19 protein-coding genes are annotated in these 19,434 nt (G+C 71.2%); 12 read left to right on the top strand and 7 right to left on the bottom strand.

Annotated features, from left to right (window positions below; translation table 11 throughout):
- Positions 1-19: 19 nt before the first annotated feature.
- Positions 20-1,630, bottom strand: coding sequence for a DUF3352 domain-containing protein (locus tag NR112_RS02155; protein ID WP_256792335.1), 1,611 nt, complete (start codon positions 1,628-1,630; stop codon positions 20-22).
- A gap of 156 nt (positions 1,631-1,786) precedes the next feature.
- Between NR112_RS02155 and NR112_RS02150 the strand changes: the two genes are divergently transcribed.
- The 4 genes from NR112_RS02150 to NR112_RS02135 all read left to right on the top strand — a co-directional run bounded on the left by NR112_RS02150 (position 1,787) and on the right by NR112_RS02135 (position 4,769).
- Positions 1,787-2,035: a DUF3046 domain-containing protein gene (locus tag NR112_RS02150; protein WP_256792334.1), complete on the top strand. Its 249-nt coding sequence runs from the start codon at positions 1,787-1,789 to the stop codon at positions 2,033-2,035.
- Complete coding sequence (locus NR112_RS02145; RefSeq protein WP_256792333.1) at positions 2,035-2,583, top strand: O-acetyl-ADP-ribose deacetylase; 549 nt, start codon at positions 2,035-2,037, stop codon at positions 2,581-2,583. The genes NR112_RS02150 and NR112_RS02145 overlap by 1 nt, the downstream gene beginning before the upstream one ends.
- Before the next feature lie 219 nt (positions 2,584-2,802).
- Positions 2,803-3,852, top strand: a complete 1,050-nt coding sequence (gene recA, locus NR112_RS02140) for a recombinase RecA (protein ID WP_028785358.1) — start codon at positions 2,803-2,805, stop codon at positions 3,850-3,852.
- A 2-nt stretch (positions 3,853-3,854) separates the two neighbouring features.
- Positions 3,855-4,769, top strand: coding sequence for a regulatory protein RecX (locus NR112_RS02135; protein ID WP_256792332.1), 915 nt, complete (start codon positions 3,855-3,857; stop codon positions 4,767-4,769).
- 99 nt (positions 4,770-4,868) lie between these two features.
- Here the strand turns inward: NR112_RS02135 and NR112_RS02130 are convergent, their stop codons facing one another.
- A complete protein-coding gene (locus NR112_RS02130; protein ID WP_256792331.1) occupies positions 4,869-5,474 on the bottom strand; it encodes a YceI family protein in 606 nt (201 codons plus the stop codon).
- Between the two features lie 197 nt (positions 5,475-5,671).
- Here NR112_RS02130 and miaB point away from each other — a divergent pair, with 197 nt between their 5' ends.
- From miaB to dapF, 4 genes are read left to right on the top strand one after another with little or no spacing between them, the layout of a single operon-like run.
- Positions 5,672-7,243: a tRNA (N6-isopentenyl adenosine(37)-C2)-methylthiotransferase MiaB gene (miaB, locus tag NR112_RS02125; RefSeq protein WP_256792330.1), complete on the top strand. Its 1,572-nt coding sequence runs from the start codon at positions 5,672-5,674 to the stop codon at positions 7,241-7,243.
- A gap of 42 nt (positions 7,244-7,285) precedes the next feature.
- Positions 7,286-7,900, top strand: coding sequence for a peptide deformylase (gene def / locus NR112_RS02120; RefSeq protein ID WP_256792329.1), 615 nt, complete (start codon positions 7,286-7,288; stop codon positions 7,898-7,900).
- 45 nt (positions 7,901-7,945) lie between these two features.
- Positions 7,946-8,911 (top strand): tRNA (adenosine(37)-N6)-dimethylallyltransferase MiaA, encoded by a 966-nt coding sequence (gene miaA / locus NR112_RS02115; RefSeq protein WP_256792328.1) that lies wholly within the window; start codon positions 7,946-7,948, stop codon positions 8,909-8,911.
- 1 nt (position 8,912) lies between these two features.
- Positions 8,913-9,764, top strand: coding sequence for a diaminopimelate epimerase (dapF, locus tag NR112_RS02110; protein WP_256792327.1), 852 nt, complete (start codon positions 8,913-8,915; stop codon positions 9,762-9,764).
- A 49-nt stretch (positions 9,765-9,813) separates the two neighbouring features.
- Here the strand turns inward: dapF and NR112_RS02105 are convergent, their stop codons facing one another.
- On the bottom strand, positions 9,814-10,572 hold the full coding sequence (locus tag NR112_RS02105; protein WP_256792326.1) for a nucleotidyltransferase domain-containing protein: 759 nt from the start codon (positions 10,570-10,572) through the stop codon (positions 9,814-9,816).
- Complete coding sequence (locus NR112_RS02100) at positions 10,565-11,176, bottom strand: class I SAM-dependent methyltransferase (RefSeq protein WP_256792325.1); 612 nt, start codon at positions 11,174-11,176, stop codon at positions 10,565-10,567. Before NR112_RS02100 ends, NR112_RS02105 begins: the two co-directional genes overlap by 8 nt.
- 121 nt (positions 11,177-11,297) lie before the next feature.
- Here NR112_RS02100 and hflX point away from each other — a divergent pair, with 121 nt between their 5' ends.
- The 3 genes from hflX (at position 11,298) to NR112_RS02085 (ending at position 14,117) form a co-directional block, all read left to right on the top strand.
- The gene (gene hflX, locus NR112_RS02095; RefSeq protein ID WP_256792324.1) at positions 11,298-12,803 is read left to right on the top strand and encodes a GTPase HflX; all 1,506 of its coding nucleotides are present in this window, start codon (positions 11,298-11,300) and stop codon (positions 12,801-12,803) included.
- A gap of 91 nt (positions 12,804-12,894) precedes the next feature.
- A complete protein-coding gene (locus NR112_RS02090; protein ID WP_256792323.1) occupies positions 12,895-13,050 on the top strand; it encodes a hypothetical protein in 156 nt (51 codons plus the stop codon).
- Entirely contained in the window at positions 13,047-14,117 is a 1,071-nt protein-coding gene (locus NR112_RS02085) for a GNAT family N-acetyltransferase (protein ID WP_256792322.1), read from the top strand. The genes NR112_RS02090 and NR112_RS02085 overlap by 4 nt, the downstream gene beginning before the upstream one ends.
- A 128-nt stretch (positions 14,118-14,245) precedes the next feature.
- On the opposite strand, the gene NR112_RS02080 is transcribed toward NR112_RS02085, so the two are convergent.
- The 3 genes from NR112_RS02080 to NR112_RS02070 form a co-directional block, all read right to left on the bottom strand.
- Positions 14,246-16,060 carry a hypothetical protein gene (locus NR112_RS02080; protein ID WP_256792321.1) on the bottom strand — a complete coding sequence of 605 codons (1,815 nt, stop codon included), beginning with the start codon at positions 16,058-16,060 and terminating at the stop codon, positions 14,246-14,248.
- 132 nt (positions 16,061-16,192) lie between these two features.
- On the bottom strand, positions 16,193-17,896 hold the full coding sequence (locus tag NR112_RS02075) for a formate--tetrahydrofolate ligase (RefSeq protein ID WP_256792320.1): 1,704 nt from the start codon (positions 17,894-17,896) through the stop codon (positions 16,193-16,195).
- Between the two features lie 117 nt (positions 17,897-18,013).
- Positions 18,014-18,607, bottom strand: a complete 594-nt coding sequence (locus NR112_RS02070) for a TIGR03086 family metal-binding protein (RefSeq protein WP_256792319.1) — start codon at positions 18,605-18,607, stop codon at positions 18,014-18,016.
- Between the two features lie 84 nt (positions 18,608-18,691).
- Between NR112_RS02070 and NR112_RS02065 the strand changes: the two genes are divergently transcribed.
- The gene (locus NR112_RS02065) at positions 18,692-19,366 is read left to right on the top strand and encodes a TetR family transcriptional regulator (RefSeq protein ID WP_256792318.1); all 675 of its coding nucleotides are present in this window, start codon (positions 18,692-18,694) and stop codon (positions 19,364-19,366) included.
- Positions 19,367-19,434 lie beyond the last annotated feature (68 nt).

Below are 19,434 nucleotides of genomic sequence, written 5' to 3'. Positions count from 1 at the left end.
TCGTGTGCTGCCGATGCTGTCAGTCGCCCAGGACGCGCAGCGTGAAGGAGCCTTCACCGTTGCCGGTGTTGGTGGCGGTGAAGCCCACGGCACGCATCGACTCGAGGAAGGACTTGGCCTCGCCGTGGACGTCGCCCTTGACCATGGCGTCGACCTTGTCGAGGTCGACGAAAAGCGTCGCCGTCGCGTTGCTGACGTCACCCACGGCGACCTTGAAGGTGTCGCTGTCGCCGAGCTTGCCCCCCGCCTTGAGGTCGTCGGCGTAGTCGGGCGTCGTCGCCACGAAGACCTTGTCGCCCTCGACCTTGTGGGTCAGCACGTCGTTGCCGACACCGGCCGACTCCATGAGTCGGCCCACGAGCTCGTCGGCGCGCTTGGCGTCGCTCGAGACGACCTTGGCGCCGAGGACCGGCACGTCGCTCTTGAGGTCCTGCTCGGGCATGGCCAGGGTGAAGGACCGGCCGAGCAGCACCTTGAGGTCGTCGGGCAGCGTGATGCCGAGCTGCTTCTCGACCATGCCGATCGGGTCGGACTCACCGTCGGCGGCGGCGAGGCTCTCGATCTGCTTCTTCAGCTGGGGCCACGCCGAGTCGAGCATCTGGTCGGCGCCGGAGACGTTGACGGCAGCCATCGTGTTGGCGGGCAGCGAGGCCACCTCGCTGCCGTCGCCCTTGACGGACTTCGTCGCGTCGGCGCCGCGCACGACGCCGGCCATCTCGACGTAGTCGGCGTCGAAGCGGACCGCCGTCGCGAAGCGTCCCTTGGCCGAGGCCAGGGCCGTCGCGTCCATACCGGTCGTGCCGCTGAACTTCTGGATCTCCTTCAGGCCGGTGCCCATGTCGAACCAGGCCGACAGGATGCCCTGCTCGCCGAGGGCCGCCATGTCGGAGGTGAAGTCGGCATTCTGCGCGAGCGTGCCCTTGGTGGCAGCCGCGAGGGTGGCGTCGCCCACGCCGCGCGGCGTGACGATGGCGTAGCCGTCCTTCATCCGCAGCTCGGTGTCGGACCCACCCTTGTCGCAGGCGAACAGCCGGGTCAGGGTGTCCTTGGCGGCGGACTCGTCCTTGACCTGGATCGCGATGGCGACGTTGGGCGCGTCCGCCGTGCCCCCGGGACGGATCGCGGCGCCGACACGGTCACCGAGCCACGGCGCGATGTCCGTGTCGTAGCCGAACTTGGCGACGCAGTCGTTGCTCGCGTCCTTCGAGGCAAGCTGCCACAGCTGCTTGCGGGGGTCGTCGGCACCGAGCGTGTCCTTGACCTGGGGCAGCTTGCCCAGGAAGCGCACGGCGGCGATCTTCTGGCCGGCGGACGGGTCGATGTCGAGACGGAAGTAGGCGTAGGCGTCGCCGGGCAGCACGTCGGCCGGCTGGGAGCCACCGCCGCTCAGCGTCTGGAAGGCGAAGGCGCCCGCGCCGCCGAGGACGAGGGCGGTGACGACGCCGCCGACGATCAGACCCGTGCGCCTGCGGCCTCCGGACGTGGGCGGCTGCGGGTCGTCCGTGAGGGTGACCTCGCCGGGGACGGTCTCGGCTGCTTCGGTGGGAGTCGGGTAGGTGTAGGGCCGGCTCGCTCCGTGCGCCTCGGCGCTGGGGTCGGTGGGCTCGCTGGGCCTCGTGGGCTCGGTCATGGTGTGCTCCCCTGAAGAGTTCGATGTGCCTCGCGGCTGCGCGCGGGACGAGAGGACGATACCGGCAGCGCCGGACGTTCGCGGCCGGTTCCGGTAACGCTCCGACGACGGGTTCGCGCGGAACGGTTCCGGTGCCACGGGTGGCACACTGCAGTGGTGCGGATCAGCCACTTCTGGACCTTGATGGACGACGAGTTCGGCGCGGCGTATGCCGGGTCGCTCGCCCGTGACCACGTGCTGGGTGCGCTCGGCAACCGCACCGTGGTGCGGGCCCTCGCCGAGGGCGAGGCGCCGCGCGCCGTGTGGGAGGCGCTGTGCGTCGACATGGACGTGCCACCGGAGCGACGTCTCGGACGTGACACCCGCGTCGCCCGGGGAGCCCAGGGCGGTCAGGCCGGTCGCTGATGCCGGCGCCGCTCGACCCCGGTCTGTCGCGGATCACCCTGCGGCACGGCGACATCACGAGCGACGACTCGGCCGACGCCATCGTCAACGCCGCGAACCGGTCCCTGCTGGGCGGCGGCGGTGTCGACGGGACGATCCACCGGGCGGCGGGACCGGCCCTGCTCGCCGAGTGCCGGCTGCTCGGCGGGTGCGACACCGGCGACGCGAAGATCACCGGCGCCGGGCGGCTGCCCGTGCGGCACGTCATCCACACGGTCGGCCCGGTCTGGCGCGGGGGAGGGGCCGGTGAGCCGGAGCTCCTGGCGAGCTGCTACGTGCGGTCGGTCGAGGTGGGCGACGCCGCCGGCTGCGCGGTGCTCGCCTTTCCCGCCGTCTCGTGCGGGGTCTACGGCTACCCGCTCGACGCGGCGGCGGCGGTCTCGCTCGAGGCGCTCGCGGCCGCGCTGACGGTGCACGTCGGGGTGCGCGAGGCGCGGTTCTGGCTCTTCTCCGACCCGGCCTACGCCGCGTTCGACCGGGCGCTGAGGCAGCTGAGAGAGACACGCTGACCCGGGATCGGCGTGTCGTGCGGACTTCGAACACCTGTTCGGTAGTGTTCTCCACAGGTCCTGCGCCACCACCCGCATCGTCCACAGGCCGTCTCGTGGATCCTCCCGATGTCGGCGCCGGCACCTAGCGTCTGACCCGACAGCGGACCTCGCAGCACGAGGCCGTGGCCCGGGTCGAAGGTAGACGACCGCAACGCAGACGGCAGATAGGTGACCGACATGGCTTCGGTGCAGGAAAAGGACAAGGACAAGGCCCTCTCCTCGGTGATGGGCCAGATCGAGAAGAGCTACGGCAAGGGCGCGGTGATGCGCCTCGGCGACGACATCCGTCCGCCCATCGAGGTGATCCCCACCGGATCGATCGCCCTCGACGTCGCCCTCGGCATCGGCGGCCTGCCGCGCGGACGCGTCGTCGAGATCTACGGCCCGGAGTCCTCGGGCAAGACGACCGTCGCGCTCCACGCGGTCGCCAACGCGCAGAAGGCCGGCGGCATCGCCGCGTTCATCGACGCCGAGCACGCGCTCGACCCGGACTACGCGAAGAAGCTCGGTGTCGACACCGACGCCCTGCTCGTGTCGCAGCCCGACACCGGTGAGCAGGCTCTCGAGATCGCCGACATGCTGATCCGCTCGGGCGCCATCGACATCATCGTCATCGACTCCGTGGCTGCTCTGGTGCCGCGCGCCGAGATCGAGGGCGAGATGGGCGACAGCCACGTCGGTCTGCAGGCGCGACTCATGAGCCAGGCGCTGCGCAAGCTCACCGGTGCCCTCAACAACACCGGCACCACGGCGATCTTCATCAACCAGCTCCGCGAGAAGATCGGCGTCATGTTCGGCTCGCCCGAGACGACGACCGGTGGCAAGGCGCTGAAGTTCTACGCCTCCGTCCGCCTCGACGTGCGTCGCATCGAGACCCTCAAGGACGGCACCGAGCCGGTCGGCAACCGCACCCGCGTCAAGGTCGTCAAGAACAAGGTCTCCCCGCCGTTCAAGCAGGCCGAGTTCGACATCCTCTACGGCCACGGCATCTCGCGTGAGGGCGGCCTCATCGACATGGGCGTCGAGCACGGCTTCGTCCGCAAGGCCGGTGCCTGGTACACCTACGACGGCGACCAGCTCGGCCAGGGCAAGGAGAACGCCCGCAACTTCCTCAAGGACAACCCCGACCTCGCCGACGAGATCGAGAAGAAGGTCAAGGAGAAGCTCGGCGTCGGGCCGCGCGTCGACCAGCCCGCCGAGGTCTCGGACGTGCCTGTCGACTTCTGACCATGGGTCTCTCCGAAGAGGAGACCGCACGGGACCGTCTGGCTCGCGCCGCGGCCGCCCTGGCGCAGGCCGAGGGGGTGGCGGGGGTGCGAGCCGGCGGCGCGTCGGGTGACGGCTCGAGCGCAGCGTCGGGGGAGTCGGCGTCCGAGGACGTCGCGAGCCTACCCGGAGTGCCGTGGTCCGTGTCTGCCCGCGTCGAGCCGACCGGGCCTGAGAAGGGTCGTCCCGCGAGCACGCACGCGACCCGATCCGGCGGGTCGGGCTCGTGGCGAGGCGTCGGCGGCGGGCGTTCCGGGCGGTCGGGCAGCTCCGGCGCCTCCGGCCGTCGGGGGCGCCGGTCTGCCACGCCGCGCTCGGGCTGGGGTTCCGATGACGTGGGGGAGCGACCCGACTGGGCGCCTCCGCCGGAGGACGTCGAGACGGCGGTGCCCGAGGCCGATGCCGAGTCGGTGGCGCGCGCGATCGTCCTGCGCCAGCTGAGCATGGCGCCGCGCAGCCGTGCCCAGCTCGAGAAGAGGCTGCGACAGCGCGGCTGCGAGGACGACGTGGCGGCGAAGGTCCTCGACCGGATGACCGAGGTCGGTCTCATCGACGACGAGGCCTACGCCCAGATGCTCGTCCGCTCGAAGCAGTCGGACAAGGGCCTGGCCCGGCGCGCGCTCGCGCACGAGCTGCGCAAGCAGGGCATCGACCAGGAGATCGCCGACGAGGCGCTCGGTCAGGTGGGTGCCGGGGACGAGAGGCTGCGGGCCGAGCAGCTCGTGGCCAAGAAGCTGCGCTCGATGCGCGGGCTGGCTCCCGAGGTCCAGACCCGACGTCTGGCCGGGCTGCTCGCTCGCAAGGGTTACTCGGGGGAGGTCGCGTGGCCGATCATCCGCGACGCGGTCGACGGGCTGCCCGAGCACCGTCGCGACTGAGGGGCGGCGCGGTCCTTCACGCCACGCTCTGAGGACACCACGAGGGGGTGAGGACCGTGTGGTCCTCACCCCCTTGGGCGTGCTGCGGTGCGGTGCTGCTCAGACCTCGGCGGGCACGTTGGCGATCGCGGAGACGTCGAACTCGAGCTTGACCTTCTCGCTCACGAGGACGCCACCGGTCTCGAGGGCCGCGTTGAAGGAGAGGTTCCACTCGGTGCGGTCGATGGTGACGTCACCCTCGAAGCCGACGCGCGTGTTGCCGAACGGGTCCTTGGCCGAGCCGGTCTCCTCGAAGGGGATCGTCACGGACTTGGTGACGCCGTTGATGGTCAGGTCGCCGGTGATGTCCCACTCGGCACCGTCGCGCTCGACGTTCGTCGAGACGAACGTGATCTGCGGGTAGTTGGCGATGTCGAAGAAGTCGGGGGTCTTGAGGTGACCATCGCGCTGCTCGTTGCCGGTGGTGACGCTGGCGGCCTGGATCGTCACGGTGACCGAAGAGTTCGCCGGCGTCACGGTGTCGACGTGGGCCGAGCCCTCGAACTCGTCGAAGTGGCCGCGGACCTTCGTGACCATCGCGTGGCGGGCGGAGAAGCCGACGCGCGTGTGGCTCGGGTCGAGGGTGTAGTCGCCGGAGATGTTCTCGACAGCGACCGAGGGGGTCTCGGAGACGGTCTCGTCCTTGGTGCGGTTGAACAGGCCCATGATGTGTCCTTCGGAGTAGGTTATTGAATCTTCAACAACTATGATGCCTCCAAGTTGTTGAACTGTCAAGCAATGGCTTCAACGGGTCCACCACCGCCCCTATTCCTTCGTCTCGCGCGCTGGGATCGAGGCCGGACCGGAGCGTCGACCGCGCCCGCACGTGGGAGCCGGCTGCACGACGTACCCTTGTCGGTGCCATGACAACGCAGAACTTCGCGCCCACGCCCAGGGCCGCCACCACCGCGCCCGCCGGCTCGCCCCGCACCTACGACGTACGCACGCACGGGTGTCAGATGAACGTCCACGACAGTGAGCGACTCGCCGGGCTGCTCGAGACGGCGGGCTACGTCGACCTCGCGAGCCTGCCGACGGGAGAGCGGCCGGAGGTCGCCGACGTCGTCGTCTTCAACACGTGCGCCGTGCGCGAGAACGCCGACAACAAGCTCTACGGCAACCTCGGGCAGCTGCGCCCGGCGAAGCAGAAGAACCCGGGCATGCAGATCGCCGTCGGCGGCTGCATGGCCCAGAAGGACCGCGGCACCATCGTCCAGCGCGCGCCGTGGGTCGACGTCGTCTTCGGCACGCACAACATCGGCTCGTTGCCGGCCCTGCTCGACCGGGCGGCCCACAACAAGCGCGCCGAGGTCGAGATCCTCGAGAGCCTCGAGGTCTTCCCCTCGACCCTGCCGACCCGTCGTGACTCCGCCTACAGCGCCTGGGTCTCCATCTCGGTCGGCTGCAACAACACGTGCACCTTCTGCATCGTGCCGAGCCTGCGCGGCAAGGAGCAGGACCGTCGCCCGGGTGAGATCCTCGCCGAGATCGAGGCACTCGTGGCCCAGGGCGTCGTCGAGGTGACCCTGCTCGGTCAGAACGTCAACACCTACGGCGTGGAGTTCGGCGACCGGCTCGCCTTCGGCAAGCTGCTGCGTGCGTGCGGCGAGATCGAGGGCCTCGAGCGCGTCCGCTTCACCAGCCCGCACCCGGCCGCCTTCACCGAGGACGTCATCCTCGCCATGGCCGAGACGCCCAACGTCATGCCGAGCCTGCACATGCCGCTCCAGTCCGGCTCGGACAAGGTGCTCAAGGACATGCGCCGCTCCTACCGGAGCACGAAGTTCCTCGGGATCATCGAGAACGTCCGCCGGCACATCCCGGACGCGGCGATCACGACCGACATCATCGTCGGCTTCCCCGGCGAGACCGAGGAGGACTTCCAGGGCACGCTCGACGTCGTGCGCGAGTCACGCTTCTCCAGCGCCTTCACCTTCCAGTACTCCATCCGCCCCGGCACTCCCGCGGCGACGATGGACGACCAGGTCCCCAAGGCCGTCGTGCAGGAGCGCTTCGAGCGACTCATCGCCGTGCAGGAGGAGGTCAGCTGGGCCGGCAACCGGGCCGTCGAGGGCCGTGAGGTCGAGGTGCTCGTAGCGCCGTCCGAGGGTCGCAAGGACGTCGAGACGAAGCGGCTGTCCGGGCGGGCCCGCGACAACCGGCTCGTCCACTTCGCCGTCCCCGAGGGCGCGGAGGTGCCCCGGCCCGGCGACATGGTCACCGTGGAGGTCACCTACGGCGCGCCGCACCACCTCGTGGCGGACTCGGGTCTCGGAGGCGGGACGTATGCCGTCCGGCGCACTCCCGGCGGCGACGCCTGGGCGGCGCTCCAGGACGCGCCGCAGGGGACGGGCAAGCCGGCCGTCAGCCTCGGCATGCCGTCCATCGGGCGACCGGCCGTCACCCCGGTGGCCCCGGGCTGCTCTGTCGTCTGAGCCGATTCGGGCCAGCACGTCCCCACGTGCTTGACTTGGCGCATGAGTGTGCGCCCCATCGTCATCACCGGCGAACCCGTCCTGCACCGGGCCGCGGCCCTCGTCACGGACTTCGACGACGAGCTCCGCACCCTCGTCGAGGACATGTACGAGACGAACGTCGCGGCCAACGGCGTCGGCCTCGCGGCACCCCAGATCGGGGTCGGGCTGCGGGTCTTCATCTGGAAGATGGCCAACGAGGACGGCGTGCCCGAGCAGGGGCACGTCATCAACCCCACCGTCACCACCTCGAAGATCCCGCAGGAGCGCCCGAACCCCGACGAGGAGACCGAGGGCTGTCTCTCGGTGCCCGGCGAGGCCTTCCCCCTCAAGCGGGCCGACCGCGCCCACGTCATCGGCTTCGACGTCGACGGCGACCGCGTCGAGTTCGACGCGACCGGATGGTTCGCGCGGTGCATGCAGCACGAGTACGACCACCTCAACGGCACGCTCTACGTCGACCGTCTCGACGACCGTCAGTCCAAGAAGGCCCGCAAGGCCGTCAAGCGCAACGGCTGGGGCAAGCCCGGCAGCTCGTGGCACCCGGGCGTCGACAAGGACCCGTTCGGTCACGACGAGGACGAGGCTGACGAGTACGCCGACGACCTCATCGGCTGAGCACCGGCCTCGTGACAGCACCGACCTGCTCGCGCCCGGACCGTCGTGACGCCTGAGAGCGCGCCGACGGTGGCCGCCCCGGTGGTCGCGGTCGTCGGCCCGACGGCGACGGGCAAGTCCGACCTGGCCCTCGACCTCGCCGCGCGGCTCGCTGGCGAGGTCGTCAACGCCGACGCCATGCAGTTCTACCGTGGTATGGACATCGGCACGGCCAAGCTCCCCGCCGTCCAGCGGCGCGGCATCGCGCACCACCAGCTCGACGTCCTCGACGTGACCGAGGAGGCCAGCGTCGCCGGCTACCAGGCGGCAGCGCGCGCCGACATCGCCGCGATCCGCAGCCGGGGCCACCGGCCACTCCTCGTCGGCGGTTCGGGACTCTACGTCCGGGCCGCCCTCGACCGGCTCGAGATCCCGCCCACCGACGCCGCCGTGCGCGGGCGCCTCGAGGCCGAGGCCGAGGCGGTCGGCGGAGACGCGATGCACGCCCGGCTGCTCGCTCTCGACCCACAGGCCGCCGCCGCGATCCTGCCCGGCAACCGCCGACGCGTGATCCGGGCCCTCGAGGTCATCGAGCTCACCGGCCGCCCGTTCAGTGCGTCGATGCCGACGCGCGAGTTCGTCTCTCCGGCAGTGGTCCTGGGCCTCCGCGTCGACCGCGACCTCCTCGTGGAACGCATCGAGCGGCGTGTCGAGCGCATGTGGGAGGAGGGGCTGCGTGCCGAGACCGAGGCCCTCCTCGCGCAGGGTCTGCGCGAGGGAGTCACCGCGAGCCGGGCCATCGGCTACAGCCAGGCCATCGCCGTCGTCGACGGCACCCTGGACGAGGCCACGGCGCGCAGCGACACGGCCCAGGCGACGCGCCGCTACGCGCGTCGGCAGGAGTCGTGGTTCCGGCCCGACCCGCGGATCGAGTGGCTCGACGCCACGAGCCCGGACCTGCTCGACCGGGCCCTCTCGGCGGTTCGCGAGGCGGATGCGCGGGTGCGCGACGGCATACCGGAGAATGACTGACATGACGCGCTTCACCAAGGGCCACGGCACCGAGAACGACTTCGTGCTCGTCCCCGACCTCGAGGGCTCGCTCGAGCTCACCCCCGCCCAGGTGCAGCGCATCGCCGACCGGCACGCCGGGCTCGGCGCCGACGGCGTCATCAGGGTCGTGCGCACGGCGCTGTCGACCGACGAGACCGTCCGCGCCCAGTCGCGCGAGGCCGAATGGTTCATGGACTACCGCAACGCCGACGGGTCGCTCGCCGAGATGTGCGGCAACGGCACGCGCGTCTTCGCCGAGTACCTGCGCCGGGAGGGGCTCGCCTTCGGCTCGACCTTCAGCATCGCCACGCGCGCCGGCGTCAAGACGGTGCGCGTCGTCGAGGACGGGTATGCCGTCGACCTCGGGCCGTGGCGTCTCGGCGACGAGGAGGGTGCCCGCCGCGACGGCTTCGACGTCATGGTGAAGCCGCGCCATGGCAAGCCCGTGCCGGCGCTGACCCTCGACCTCGGCAATCCGCACGCCGTCGTCATGCTGCCCGAGGGCATCGCCCTGGAGAACCTCGACCTCGGTGAGGCCCCGGAGCTCCATCCGGAGCCGGCCGACGGGTCCAACGTCGAGTTCGTCCGGGCCGTCGGACCCGGTCACATCGCCATGCGCGTCCACGAGCGTGGGGTCGGCGAGACGCGGTCGTGCGGCACGGGCGCTGCTGCGGCCGCCCTCGCGACGCGCTTCTGGTCGGGCGTGGAGGACCTCACCCCGTGGACGGTCGACGTGCCGGGTGGGCGCCTGACGGTGACGCCCCTGGCAGGCCAGCGGGTCGAGCTCGCAGGACCCGCGGTCCTCGTCGCCGACGGGGACTTCCCGCTCTGACGACCGTCGCCCAGTTCGGGTGGTGGCGGCAGCCACCCGCGGCTCGGGATCAGGTCGAACCGGGAGCCGCTGGCGCAGCAGGGTCGGTGCCCGCGAGCCGATGGCCCTCGAACAGCGGTCCACCGTTGCGGGCGAGCACGTCGTCGGCGAAGCCGAGCAGCAGCGACACGTCGCCGGCAGCCGCGGTGACGAGTGCCTGCTCGTGTCGCTCCCGCCAGGTGCCGCCCTCGCGCTGGTCGAAGTCGGCCAGCTCGCGCGACACCCACTTGCCGCGGCCCCACCAGTGACCGGATCCGTGCAGGAGCAGGTGGGCGGCCTCGTCGGCGAGCAGCACGGCGCAGACGAGCCGCTCGTGGGCGTCGTGCGCGTGGGTGACGTCGTCGAGCAGGTCGGTGACGGCATACCTCATGGTGTCGAGGTCGTCGCCGGTGAGCCGGGGAGGTCCTGCAGCGAGCAGCTGCTGCGCCGTGAGCTGCCACTGGGCACCGGAGCCGTCGCGGTCGAGGAGGACGACCGAGCGCCCGAGGAGCCGCACCATGGTGGGCCGTCCTGCGGCGACGTCGCGCCGCACGTAGTGGCCCAGCGACGTCTCGGTGTGCACGAAGAGCTCGACCGGCCAGTCGCGGAAGCGCCGGGCATCGCGATACGGCGCTGGTGGTCCGGGCAGGAGCACCGTCACGTCGAGGTCGGAGCCCGGGGTGGCGGAGCCGAGGACGACGCTGCCGCCGAGCCAGGCAGCCCGCGCCTCGGGAAACCAGCGCGCCACGAGGTCCCGCGCGTCGTCGACGGCGAGGTCCACGTCAGGCACGACGCACCTCGAGGATGCGGAACGCCTTGGCGGAGGACAGGCGAGTGCATCTGAGGCCCCAGTCCTGCTCGGTGATCCACCGCTGGAGCGAGTCGGAGCCGAGGTGCTTCTGGACGACGAGGTGCGCGACGCCGTCGTCGGCCAGGCGGGGGAGCCACCGCTCGAGAAGGGCGTGGAGGGCGGCCTTGCCGACGTGGATGGGCGGGTTGGACCAGATCGTCGTGAAGCGCACGTCGTCCGGCACGTCGTCCGGCTCGCAGAAGGTCGTGTTGTCGACCCCCACCGCCGCGGCGTTGGTGCGGGCCAGGTCGAGCGACCGGCGGTTGACGTCGACACCCCAGACCCTGGCGCCGGGGGAGCGGAGCGCGAGGGTCAAAGAGATCGGGCCCCACCCGCAGCCGATGTCGAGCAGGTCGCCGGTCGGGCTCGGGGCGGGAGCACCGTGGAGCAGCACGGCCGTGCCCGGGTCGAGGCGGTCGGGGGAGTAGACGCCCCGGGCCGTCGTCAGCGTGAACCGCTGCCCGTCGAGGGTGACCTCGATGGTGCGACGCTCGTCCGGGGTGGCCGGCTCGGCGGTGAAGTAGTGGTCGGTCGGCTCGCTCATCACGGTCACGGTATCGGCCCCGAGCCGTCCTCTGCGGAACCCTGATCGTGGTGCCCTGCACTCCGGTTCGGGCACAAACGAGTGGCTCGTGGCGTTGGACGAGTGGGACCATAGGGAGAACATGACGAGCAACCACACGAACCACACCAGCGACACCGACCGCGCCGCGCAGCGCGAGCGCACCCTTTTCGCCACCCGCGCCGACGCGCTGGCCGACGAGCTCAACGAGACCGACGAGACGGCGTACCCGCTCTACGACGGCGACCAGCTCGACCGCGAGGAGCGCGCCGCGCTCCGCCGCGTCCAGGGCCTCTCGACCGAGCTCGAGGACATCACCGAGGTCGAGTACCGCCAGCTGCGCCTCGAACGCGTCGTGCTGGCCGGTGTCTGGACCGAGGGCACCGCCGACGATGCCGAGAACTCCATCCGTGAGCTCGCTGCGCTCGCCGAGACCGCCGGCTCGACCGTGCTCGAGGGCGTCGTCCAGCGTCGTCAGAAGCCCGACCCGGCGACCTGGCTCGGCAAGGGCAAGGCGATCGAGCTGCGCGACATCGTCGTCGAGGAGGGCGCCGACACCGTCATCTGCGACGGCGAGCTGGCCCCGAGCCAGCGGCGCGCCCTCGAGGACGTCGTCAAGGTCAAGGTCATCGACCGCACGGCGCTGATCCTCGACATCTTCGCCCAGCACGCCAAGAGCCGCGAAGGTCGCGCCCAGGTCGAGCTGGCCCAGCTCCAGTACCTCCTGCCGCGCCTGCGTGGCTGGGGTGAGTCGATGTCCCGTCAGGCCGGTGGCCGTGTCGCCGGCGGTGAGGGCATCGGCTCGCGTGGACCCGGTGAGACGAAGATCGAGCTCGACCGCCGCCGCATCAACACGAAGATCGCCAAGCTGCGCCGCGACATCAAGGGCATGAAGACGAGCCGTGACACGCGTCGCCACTCGCGCCGCGCTGGCGGCGTCCCGTCGGTCGCCATCGCCGGCTACACCAACGCGGGCAAGAGCTCGCTGCTCAACCGCCTCACGGGCGCCGGCGTCCTCGTCGAGAACCAGCTCTTCGCGACCCTCGACCCGACGGTGCGCCGCACCGAGACCGAGGACGGGCGCGTCTACACGCTCGCCGACACCGTCGGCTTCGTGCGCAGCCTGCCCCACCAGCTCGTCGAGGCGTTCCGCTCGACGCTCGAGGAGGTCGGCGACTCGGACCTGCTCCTGCACGTCGTCGACGGCTCGCACCCCGATCCCGAAGGCCAGATCTCGGCCGTGCGCGAGGTGCTCGCGGAGGTCGGCGGCGACCAGATCAAGGAGATCATCGTCGTCAACAAGGCGGACATCGCCGACCCGGAGGTGCTCGACCGGCTGCGCCGCCACGAGAAGCACTGCATCACCGTCTCGGCTCGTACCGGCGCCGGGCTCGACGAGCTGCGTGCCCTCATCGACCACGAGCTGCCGAAGCCCGACATCGAGGTCGAGGTGCTCGTGCCCTACGAGCGCGGGGACCTCATCTCGCGGCTCCACGAGGAGGGCGAGATCCTCGAGAGCGAGCACGTGGCCGAGGGGACCCGGCTGCGCGCCAAGGTCACGCCGAGCATGGAGCCCGACCTCGCGGCATACACCGTCGTCGCCAGCTGACGTCGAAGGCACCGTCGAAGGACCCCTCCACCGGGGGGTCCTTCGGCATGTCGGTGTCCTGGCGTCGGGGCTGTCGGGGAGGATGAGGGCCATGGCCCTCGAGATCCCGTGCCCCTACTGCGGCACCCAGATGTATGCCGAGCAGGCGCACAACCGCTGCCCGAAGTGCCTCTACATCGAGCCCTGCTGCGACGGCGCACCCCTGGGCGTCTGCGAGACGCGCGCGCCCCAGCGACAGGCGCCGTGACCGCGGCGGATGACCGGGGTGGGGTCTGGCTGACGACCGAGCGCCTCGAGCTGCGGCGTCCGCGGGCCGACGACCTCGACGACTACGTGCGCCTCCACAGCGACCCGCGCACCTATGCCCACTCGCCGTCGAGCATGCCGAGCCCCGAGCGCTGCCGTGAGCGTCTCGCGGACGACATCGCTGACTGGGAGCGGGACGAGCTGGGGTATGCCGCCGCCGTCGACCGCGCGACCGGTGCGGTCATCGGGTGGGCGGGCCTGCGGCACAAGGACTCCGACGCCTCGAGTCTCAACCTCTACTACCGACTCGCGCACGACCGCCTGGGTGCGGGACTCGGGCGGGAGATCTCGCGCGCGGTCGTGGCGTGGGGCGTCGAGCACCGCCCGGACGCGCTCGTGACGGCGATGGTCGACGCCGTCAACACGGCGTCGATGCGAACGGCGGTGTCGGCGGGACTCGTCCAGGTCGGCTCGCGCCGGATGAAGGACGAGCCGGACGGCGAGCCGATGCCGTACTTCGAGGCGCCGAGCGTCGCCTCCGTGCCTCGTGAAGGCCTCGGCGCCGAGCTCGGTGAGGATGCCGTCGACCTCTGGGTGCGGGTCAACGACGCCGGTGGGTCGGTCGGCTTCCTACCCGGCGCCGCACGACGCGACGTAGCGGCCGCGCTCGACCGGCACCTCGCCGACGTCCACGAGCGGCGCTCGCAGCTCTGCGTGCTCAGGGAGCCTGACGGGTCCCTGCTCGGCCTCGGCTTCTGGGAGCACTCGAGAGGTTTTCCCTACGACCACGTGGCAGGCCTCAAACGCCTCATGGTCGACCCGGCCGCCCAGGGCCGCAACCTCGGGCGCATCCTCCTCGGTGGCATGGTCGGCATCGCCCGACGAGAGCTGCCGTGGGTCGAGCTGCTGCGCCTCGACTACCGCGACGGTCTGGGGCTGGGAGACTTCTACGCCCGGGCGGGCTGGAGCGAGGTCGGTCGGGTGCCGCGCGGCCTTCGCCTCAGTGCCACCGACTACCGCGACGACGTCGCGATGGCGCGGCGCGTGGACGGGACTCCGCTGTCGTGAGCGTCGACGCACCGCTCGTCGCCCTCAGCGCGGCTGCGAGACGGTCACGACTGGGCAGGTCGCCATGCCGAGGCCACGGCGACGGGACGGCCGCCGGGGATGGAAGCAGCGGCGCAGGTAGCGCGAGGTCAGCGAAAGGCGGTGAAGTACCAGCCGTTCGCGATGACGGCACGCGAGCCGAGCGTGCCGTTGCCCTTGCCGTAGTAGACCCAGGCCCGGTTGCTCCGGTCGACGGCGTAGAGGTCACCCTTGCCGTCGCCGTTGGCATCACCCCCATCGGTGATGAACGCCATGGAGTTCCAGCCGCTCCAGCCGACGACGACACCGGACCTGAAGCCACCGCGTCCCGTGCCCGGGTACATCCGCAGAGAGCCGTCGGGCCAGGTGGCGTAGAGGTCGGGGATCGAGTCGCCCGTGACGTCGGGGCTCACCGCGATCTTCGTCGCGGTGCGGAAACCGGTGCCCACGACCCGTCCAGGGAGCACCCGCGCGCCGTTGCCGCTGTAGAGGAGCAGCGCCCCGTCGCTGGCCCGCCGCGCGAGGATGTCGCCCGCGTGGTTGCCGTCGAGGTCGCCGGCGAGGAAGACGAGGTTCATCGAGCCCCAGCCGCTGCCGACCTTCCAGAGGCGCCGGGACGTGTCGCCCCCGACGGTGTAGAGGTAGAGGTCGCCCGTGGAGGTCTGGGCCAGTGCGTCGCCCTCGCTGTCGCCGTTGAGGTCGCCGCCGGTGACGACACGCGTCATGCCGTCGAACTCTGGTAGCTCCTCGACGTAGTCGAGCTGATAGGGGCCGTAGTCCTTGTTGCCGTAGAAGGCCTGGTAGTGCTTCTGCTGGGAGCGACGGACGACGACGTCGCGGTACGAGTCGGGGCCCCAGGGAGTCCAGGTCACGGGGCGGCCGGTCACGGTCACGGTGTTCGAGGCCGCTTTGACCGACGGGGTGAACGTCACCCCACCCAGGGTCTTGCAGGTGGTGCGGATCGTGGCCGTGATGCGAGCCCCACCTTCGGTCGTCTGGACCTGCTTGTACACGTAGGGGAAGTTCGGGATCGCCTGCCCGTCGCGATACCACGTGGGGGTCCACGTGCAGTCCGCGTCCGTGGGCGGATAGAGCGTGCGTGACACGGATGCCAGGTCGATGTCGATGGTCTCGAGCTGCTTGACGCTGGTGGTCGGTGTGAGACGGAACGGTGCCGGAGTGATCGTCCCCACCACTGGGGTGCTGGGGCTCGCCAGCGATCCGGTGTATCCGGAGGCGGGCTGTCGTGCGGTCAGTCGGAAGCTGAGTCGGTGCCCGCTGTCGCCCTGCCCGAAGACGTGCTTCTCGGTCTGCCCGGTCGCCGCGACCGGGACCCCGTCCCGGAGCCACGTGCGCTCGAGGGAGACATCCCCGTGCCTCGTGCTGACGGTCGTCGCCGCGACGGTCGGGGTTCCGGCGGCCGTGACGTCGTCGCCCGTCGACCCGAGCGTGACGGCCGACGGTGTGCCCACCGCAGTGATCGGACCGACGGGTGTCGACGTCGCGGACTGCTCGACGCCGTCGGGGCCGGTCGCGGTGACCGTGAGGCTCAGCGTCGACCCGTACTGCAGCCAGTTGAGGTACATCGTCGAACCCGTGTAGCCGGTGAGCGGTACGTCGCCGTCCTTCCAGACGAAGCGGTAGCGCACGCTCGGGTCGGCTCCGTCGAGCGCCGGCGTCGTGACGGCCTTGAGCGTGCCACCGATCGTCGGTGTTCCCGCCAACGTCACGGAGGTGAGGAGGTCGACCGTGGCCGACTGCGGCGCCGTGAGACCGGGGGACGCCGTCAGCAGCGTCGTCGCCACGGCGGCGGCGACGCCACCGACGAGCGCGCGTCCGCGCAGCTGTGGTCGTGCGCGCAGGCCCCGGCGGAACCGGGTGTCACCGGGTGGGTGGGCAGGCGTGCAAGAGCGAGACGAGATCAACGGAAGGCCCCTGTGTCGTGCGGTGTTCGGCGAAGCGGCGCGGACTGACGAGCAGACTGTAGCGCCGCGGGGCGACGTACGGAGGAGGTCCGGCGTGCAGGTTCGTGCACGTCCTCAGCGTCGCGGTCGTCGTCAGGACAAGCCGGTGACGGAGCCGTCCTCGTCGATGTCGATGCGTTCGGCGTTGGGGGAGGTCGGCAGGCCCGGCATGGTCCGCATGTCTCCGCAGATCGCGTAGACGTAGCCGGCGCCGACCGCAGCCCTGACCTCGCGGACCGGCATCCGCCATCCGCGCGGCGCCCCGCGCAGCGAGGGGTCGGACGAGATGGACAGGTGCGTCTTGGCGATGACGACGGGTAGGCCGCCGTAGCCGAGGCGCTCGTAGTCCTTGAGCGCCCTGGCCGCCGCCGGGCTCACGTCGATGCCGTCGGCGCCGTAGATCTGTGTGGCGATGGCCTCGATCTTCTGCTCGAGCGGCAGGTCGAGGGGATAGAGGAACTCGAAGCTCGTCGGCTCGTGCGCGGCCTCGATGACGACCTGGGCGAGCTCCAGTGCCCCCGCCCCGCCCTCGGCGACGTGACGGGTCACTGCCGAACGCACTCCGAGACTGTTGCAGAAGCGGCGGATGACGGCGTGCTCGGAGTCGTGGTCGTCCGGGAACGCGTTGATCGCGACGACGGGCTGCACGCCGAAGCGCCGCACGATCTCGACGTGCTTGCGCAGGTTGGCCAACCCGGCCTCGACGTCCTTGGGACTCTCCTTGAGCAGGCCCGCGGGCAGCGGCTTCCCGGCCTTGACGGCATACCTCCCCGAGTGGGTCTTGAGCGCGCGGACCGTCGCCACGATCACGGCGACGTCGGGCTTGAGCCCGCTGACGCGACACTTGACGTCGAAGAAGCGCTCGGCCCCCATGTCGGCCCCGAAGCCGGCCTCGGTGATGGCGTAGTCGCTGCCGCGCATGGCGATGAGGTCAGCCGTGACGGACGACGTCCCCGTCGCGATGTTGCCGAACGGCCCGCAGTGGATGATGGCCGGTCCGCCCTCGAGCGTCTGGAGCAGGTTGGGCTTGAGGGCGTCCGCGAGGACCGCCGTCATCGCCCCGGCGGCGTGCAGGTCGTCGGCGCTGACGCCCTTGCCCTCCGTCGTGTAGCCGACGACGATCCGGCCGAGGCGCTCGCGCAGGTCGTGCAACGAGGTCGCGAGGGTGAGCAGCACCATGACCTCGCTCGCGGCCGTGATGTCGAACCCCGTTTCGCGGGCCACGCCGTCCTGACGTGCACCGAGCCCGATGACGACGTTGCGCAGGGCCCGGTCGTTGACGTCGAGCACCCGGCGCCACGTGATGTTGCGGACGTCGAGGCCGAGCGTGTTGCCGTGGTGCAGGTGGTTGTCGATCATCGCGGCGAGCAGGTTGTGGGCCGACGTGACGGCGTGGAAGTCGCCCGTCAGGTGCAGGTTGAGCCGCTCCATCGGGACGACCTGGCTGTAGCCGCCGCCGGCCGCACCGCCCTTGATCCCGAACGTCGGCCCCATCGACGGCTGGCGCAGCGCGACGACGGCACGCTTGTCGAGCCGCTGCAGCGCCTGGGCGAGCCCGACCGAGGTCGTCGTCTTGCCCTCGCCGAGCGGCGTCGGGGTGATCGCGGTGACGACGACGTACTTCGCGTCGGGCTGGCGGCGTGGCTCGTCGAGGACGGCGAGGTCGATCTTCGCGACGTCACGACCCCACGGCTCGAGGTGGTCGGACGTGACGCCGAGATCGGCTGCGACGTCGGCGAGCGGACGCAGGGTCGCCGCGTTCGCGATGTCGAGGTCGGTGGGCAGGGGTGCGCTCATGCCTCGATACAACTCCCGGACCTGCCTCGGCACAACGAGATCGGCGAAACGGTGGCGTGACGTGCGTCCCAGAGGGGATGACCGGGGGGAGGGTCGAGGACGACGGGGGAGCGTCGCTCAGGCCTTCGGTGACCAGCGGGGATCGCGTCCGAGGTAGCGCAGCAGCCGATCGACGCCGTCTGAGCCGACCCCGGGAAGGGCTGCTGCATAAGCGAATCCGCGGAGGGGTTCGACGATCTCGAGAGCCACGGCATACAGCTGCTCGGCGAGCGCGGCGTCCAGGGGGGACGGCTGGCCGGTCGCGACGGCCATGTCCCAGGCGTGCACCGCTGCGTCCAGCGCGGCCCCACCCACGGCGACCGGGGCGGCAAGCCGTCCCTGCGGCAGCGGCACGGGGACGGCGGGGTCGGCGGCGTCGACGCGCGAGAAGGCGACCCGGGCGGCCGCGAGCGGCGCGTCGAGCAGCTCGAGCGCGCTCGTCTCCAGGATGCCCGTGGGGGAGAAGGGGTCGTAGGCCGGGAAGTCTCCTTCGCCGAGCAGCGCGGCGTAGGCCTGCTGGTCGCCGGTTGCGTGCTGGAGCACCTGCGCCACGGTCCAGTCGGAGCAGGGCGTGGGACCGTCCCACTGGTCGGTGCCCACCCTGGTCACGGTCTCGCGCAAGGCGGTGTGCGCCCCGTCGAGGATCGTCCAGGTGGTCGGCGTCGTCTCCATCAGGGTGCCTCTCTTTACGGAATGGTTCGTTCCGAAAAAACATTATCGGAATGGAACGTTCCGTTCAAGTGGTACGGTCGGTCCATGCCCAGCCGCACGTCAGGAGAGCCCACGACCGACGAGGCCCGGGACCGCCCGCGACGCGGTCGCCACGCCGAGGCGACGCGCAACGACACTGCCATCGTCGAGGCCGCGCGGGAGGTGCTGCTGCGCGACCCGGAGGCCTCGATGGCCGCGATCGCCCAGGCGGCGCGAGTCGGTGTCGGTGGTCTCTACCGTCGGTATGCCGGCCGCGACGAGCTGCTGCAGCGGGTGTGTGGCGACGGGCTGCGTCGTTTCGTCGAGCTGGCCGAGCAGGCGCTCGCCGACGACCGTGACGCGTGGTCCGCCTTCGAGGCCTTTCTCGGCCACGTGGTCGACGCCGACGTCCACGCCCTGACCGTCCGGTTGGGCGGCACGTTCCGGTCGACGGTCGAGCTGCGTGAGCTCGCCGTCCGCGGCGGCGACCTCGTCGACGACCTGGTGCGGCGAGCGCAGGCCACCGGTCGCCTGCGCCGCGACGTCGAGGCAGCAGACGTCCCCATGCTGCTCGAGCAGCTGACCGCCGTACGCGTCGACGACCCCGCGCGGACCGTCGCCCTCCGGCGCCGCTACCTCGCCCTTCAGCTCGACGCGCTGCGCACGCCCGAGCCCTCGACGCTCGACGCCACCGCGCCGACGGGCACCGAGCTCGGCGAACGATGGGCGCGGAGTCACTGAGCCTCCGCGCCACAGCCACTGCGGGCAGACCGGACCGCGGGTCACGCGACGCGGGGGACGGGTGGCAC

The organism is Terrabacter sp. Ter38 (assembly GCF_024519435.1).
Classification (GTDB): domain Bacteria; phylum Actinomycetota; class Actinomycetes; order Actinomycetales; family Dermatophilaceae; genus Terrabacter.
Note: the sequence above shows the minus strand (reverse complement) of the source record. Positions and strands in the feature narration are given on the sequence as shown.

What these genes read in the sequence shown, in the direction of transcription:
- NR112_RS02155 (WP_256792335.1), bottom strand. Translation starts at nt 1,630, where the DNA reads ATGACCGAGCCCACGAGGCCCAGCGAGCCCACCGACCCCAGCGCCGAG.
- NR112_RS02145 (WP_256792333.1), top strand. Translation starts at nt 2,035, where the DNA reads ATGCCGGCGCCGCTCGACCCCGGTCTGTCGCGGATCACCCTGCGGCAC.
- recA (WP_028785358.1), top strand. Translation starts at nt 2,803, where the DNA reads ATGGCTTCGGTGCAGGAAAAGGACAAGGACAAGGCCCTCTCCTCGGTG.
- NR112_RS02135 (WP_256792332.1), top strand. Translation starts at nt 3,855, where the DNA reads ATGGGTCTCTCCGAAGAGGAGACCGCACGGGACCGTCTGGCTCGCGCC.
- NR112_RS02130 (WP_256792331.1), bottom strand. Translation starts at nt 5,474, where the DNA reads ATGGGCCTGTTCAACCGCACCAAGGACGAGACCGTCTCCGAGACCCCC.
- miaB (WP_256792330.1), top strand. Translation starts at nt 5,672, where the DNA reads ATGACAACGCAGAACTTCGCGCCCACGCCCAGGGCCGCCACCACCGCG.
- def (WP_256792329.1), top strand. Translation starts at nt 7,286, where the DNA reads ATGAGTGTGCGCCCCATCGTCATCACCGGCGAACCCGTCCTGCACCGG.
- dapF (WP_256792327.1), top strand. Translation starts at nt 8,913, where the DNA reads ATGACGCGCTTCACCAAGGGCCACGGCACCGAGAACGACTTCGTGCTC.
- NR112_RS02100 (WP_256792325.1), bottom strand. Translation starts at nt 11,176, where the DNA reads ATGAGCGAGCCGACCGACCACTACTTCACCGCCGAGCCGGCCACCCCG.
- hflX (WP_256792324.1), top strand. Translation starts at nt 11,298, where the DNA reads ATGACGAGCAACCACACGAACCACACCAGCGACACCGACCGCGCCGCG.
- NR112_RS02090 (WP_256792323.1), top strand. Translation starts at nt 12,895, where the DNA reads ATGGCCCTCGAGATCCCGTGCCCCTACTGCGGCACCCAGATGTATGCC.
- NR112_RS02075 (WP_256792320.1), bottom strand. Translation starts at nt 17,896, where the DNA reads ATGAGCGCACCCCTGCCCACCGACCTCGACATCGCGAACGCGGCGACC.
- NR112_RS02070 (WP_256792319.1), bottom strand. Translation starts at nt 18,607, where the DNA reads ATGGAGACGACGCCGACCACCTGGACGATCCTCGACGGGGCGCACACC.
- NR112_RS02065 (WP_256792318.1), top strand. Translation starts at nt 18,692, where the DNA reads ATGCCCAGCCGCACGTCAGGAGAGCCCACGACCGACGAGGCCCGGGAC.